The following is a 3308-nucleotide window of genomic DNA, read 5'->3' as shown; positions in this document are numbered from 1 at the left end:
CACCGTGCCGCTTTTCACGTAATGCACCTGGAAAAACCGGTCATGTCGGTGAACGGGCATGTTGCGCCCGAAAAAACCCGCCAGGTTGGCCAACCGGTCGTAGTGGACCTGCGCGTCGCTGTAGCGCTGGTCGTACACCTGGCCAATGTTGATGTTCGGAATGGGTTGACGGTCAGTCATCGCACGCTACTCATTTTTGTTGTGATTGCCGTGGTGCTCATCCTGCACCGGATCGCGCTGCGCAACCACCGCGAAGAAAGTTTGCCATGCTTGACGATAGTTAACATCTTAATTATAACTGTTAACACATTAACGAAATTCGGAGCCGTCCCATGGCTCTGCCAGGAGAAAGCATGAGCCGTGCCTTGCATGATGTTGCGACCGGCACCCTTTTCGGGGTCGCGTTGAACTTCCAGGGTTTGTTGAAGCAGCGCCTCGCCGAATTCGAACAGCCGCCGTATCAGAAACCGCCCGTCAAACCGGTGCTGTTCATCAAGACGCCCAACACGCGCAACCAACACGGCGCCGAGGTGGTGCATCCGGGCCAGGGCGAACGCCTGCAAGCGGGGCCGGCGCTGGGAGTAGTGATGGGGAAAAGCGCCAGCCGTGTGAGCGCGGCCGAAGCACTCGACTACGTGGCCGGCTACACCATCGTCAATGAATTCAGCCTGCCGGAAGACAGCTACTACCGCCCTGCCGTCAAAGCCAAATGCCGCGACGGTTTTTGTGCCATCGGGCCTGAGTTGGTCCCCACGGCACAGCTCCAGGACCCGCACAGCCTGGCGATCACGTTGTACGTCAACGGCCAGGTTCGCCAGCAGAACACCACCGCCAACTTCGTGCGCACCATTCCTTTGCTGATCGCCGAGATCAGCGAGTTCATGACGCTGCACGCCGGCGATGTGCTGATCACCGGCACCCCGGAAGGCCGTGTCGATGTGCAGCCGGGCGACACTGTGGAAGTTGAAATCAGCGGTCTGGGCCGCCTCGCCAATCACGTCGTGGCCGAGTAACAGGAGCTCCCATGAAACACGCCCGTATCCAGTTTGAAGGCGAAATCCACCTCGCCCATGTCGAAGACCACAACGCTGTGCGCCTGATCGATGGTCGGCTGTTGGCCGAGGACCAGGTGCAGTGGCTGCCACCGGCCACCGGCAGCATGTTTGCCTTGGGCCTGAACTACGCCGACCACGCCGCCGAACTGGCGTTCAAGCCACCGACCGAACCCCTGGCCTTCATCAAATCCCCCGGGACCTACACCGGCCACAACCAGGTGACCTGGCGCCCGGATAACGTCGCCTACATGCACTACGAGTGCGAACTGGTGGCGGTGATCGGCAAGCCGGCACGCAACGTCAAGCGCGAAGACGCCCTGGATTACCTCGCCGGCTACACGGTGTGCAACGACTACGCCATCCGTGACTACCTGGAAAACTACTACCGCCCCAACCTGCGCGTGAAAAACCGCGACGCCACCACACCGGTCGGCCCATGGATCGTCGACGTCGCCGACGTGCCGGATCCCGGCAACCTGACGCTGCGCACCTGGATCAACGGCGAACTGCGCCAGGAAGGCAGCACCAAGGACATGATTTTCGACATCCCCTACCTGATCGAATACCTGTCCAGCTTCATGACGTTGCAGCCCGGCGACATGATCGCCACCGGCACGCCCGAGGGCCTGGCCGATGTGGTGCCCGGCGATGAAGTGGTGGTGGAAGTCGAAGGCGTGGGCCGCCTGGTCAATCGAATTGTCAGCGAAGCGGCGTTCTTCAGCGCCCGTAAAGAGGCTTGAGCAGCATGATCAAACACTGGATCAACGGCCGAGAGGTCGAAAGCAAAGACGTGTTCGTCAACTACAACCCGGCCACCGGCGACGCCATCGGAGAGGTCGCCAGCGGCGGCGCGGAAGAAGTGGCGCAAGCCGTGACGGCGGCCAAGGAGGCCTTTCCGAAGTGGGCCGGCACACCGGCGAAAGAACGTGCGCGCCTGATGCGCAAGCTTGGTGAGCTGATCGAACAGAACGTGCCGCGCCTGGCCGAGCTGGAGACCCTCGACACCGGCCTGCCGATTCACCAGACCAAAAACGTATTGATTCCACGCGCCTCGCACAACTTCGATTTCTTCGCCGAGGTCTGCACGCGCATGGACGGGCACAGCTACCCGGTCGATGACCAGATGCTCAATTACACGCTGTACCAACCCGTGGGTGTCTGCGCACTGGTATCGCCGTGGAACGTGCCGTTCATGACAGCGACCTGGAAGACCGCGCCGTGCCTGGCGCTGGGCAATACCGCCGTGCTGAAGATGTCCGAACTGTCGCCACTGACCGCCAACGAACTGGGGCGCCTGGCCGTCGAAGCCGGCATCCCCAACGGCGTGTTGAACGTGATCCAGGGCTACGGCGCCACGGCGGGTGATGCGTTGGTGCGCCACCCCGATGTTCGCGCGATTTCCTTCACCGGCGGCACCGCCACCGGCAAGAAGATCATGCAGACCGCCGGCCTGAAGAAGTACTCCATGGAACTGGGCGGCAAATCGCCGGTGCTGATCTTCGAGGACGCCGATCTGGAGCGCGCCCTTGACGCTGCACTGTTCACGATTTTCTCGCTCAACGGCGAACGCTGCACCGCTGGCAGCCGGATCTTCATCCAGGAAAGCGTCTACCCGCAGTTCGTCGCCGAATTCGCCGCACGCGCCAAACGCCTGATTGTCGGCGACCCGCAAGATCCGAAGACCCAGGTCGGCTCGATGATCACCCAGGCCCACTACGACAAGGTCACCGGCTACATCAGGATCGGTCTCGAAGAAGGCGCCACCCTCCTCGCCGGTGGCCTGGAGCGTCCGGCCAACTTGCCGGCGCACCTGAGCAAAGGCCAGTTTATCCAGCCAACCGTGTTCGCCGATGTGAACAACCGGATGCGCATCGCCCAGGAAGAAATCTTCGGTCCGGTGGTGTGCCTGATTCCGTTCAAGGACGAAGCCGAAGCCCTGCAACTGGCCAACGACACCGAATACGGATTGGCGTCCTACATCTGGACCCAGGACATCGGCAAGGCGCATCGCCTGGCCCATGGCATCGAAGCCGGCATGGTGTTCATCAACAGCCAGAACGTGCGCGACCTGCGCCAGCCGTTCGGCGGGGTGAAAGGCTCCGGCACGGGCCGTGAAGGCGGCCAGTACAGCTTCGAGGTGTTCGCCGAGATCAAGAACGTGTGCATCTCCATGGGCAGTCATCACATACCGCGCTGGGGGGTGTGACCTAGAAAAGTCTGGTGATCGACCTTGTGGCGAGGGGATTTATCCCC

At 61.7% G+C, this 3308-nt stretch carries 3 protein-coding genes and 1 pseudogene; 3 read left to right on the top strand and 1 reads right to left on the bottom strand.

Going from position 1 to position 3308, the window contains the following annotated elements; genetic code table 11:
- A pseudogene (locus OC610_RS23930) lies at nucleotides 1–180 on the bottom strand (4-hydroxyphenylacetate catabolism regulatory protein HpaA); the annotation flags it as partial.
- A 173-nt stretch (nucleotides 181–353) separates the two neighbouring features.
- On the opposite strand from OC610_RS23930, the gene OC610_RS23925 reads away from it, so the two are divergent.
- The 3 genes from OC610_RS23925 to hpaE are packed head-to-tail and all read left to right on the top strand — an operon-like array spanning nucleotide 354 to nucleotide 3261.
- Nucleotides 354–1013 (top strand): fumarylacetoacetate hydrolase family protein, encoded by a 660-nt coding sequence (locus OC610_RS23925; RefSeq protein WP_264431375.1) that lies wholly within the window; start codon nucleotides 354–356, stop codon nucleotides 1011–1013.
- Nucleotides 1014–1024: 11 nt separating this feature from the next.
- A complete protein-coding gene (locus tag OC610_RS23920) occupies nucleotides 1025–1795 on the top strand; it encodes a fumarylacetoacetate hydrolase family protein (protein ID WP_264431374.1) in 771 nt (256 codons plus the stop codon).
- A 5-nt stretch (nucleotides 1796–1800) separates the two neighbouring features.
- Entirely contained in the window at nucleotides 1801–3261 is a 1461-nt protein-coding gene (gene hpaE, locus OC610_RS23915; protein ID WP_264431372.1) for a 5-carboxymethyl-2-hydroxymuconate semialdehyde dehydrogenase, read from the top strand.
- The last annotated feature ends 47 nt before the right edge of the window (nucleotides 3262–3308 follow it).

It is taken from the genome of Pseudomonas agronomica (genome assembly GCF_025917275.1).
Classification (GTDB): Bacteria; Pseudomonadota; Gammaproteobacteria; order Pseudomonadales; family Pseudomonadaceae; genus Aquipseudomonas; species Aquipseudomonas agronomica.
Note: the sequence above shows the minus strand (reverse complement) of the source record. Positions and strands in the feature narration are given on the sequence as shown.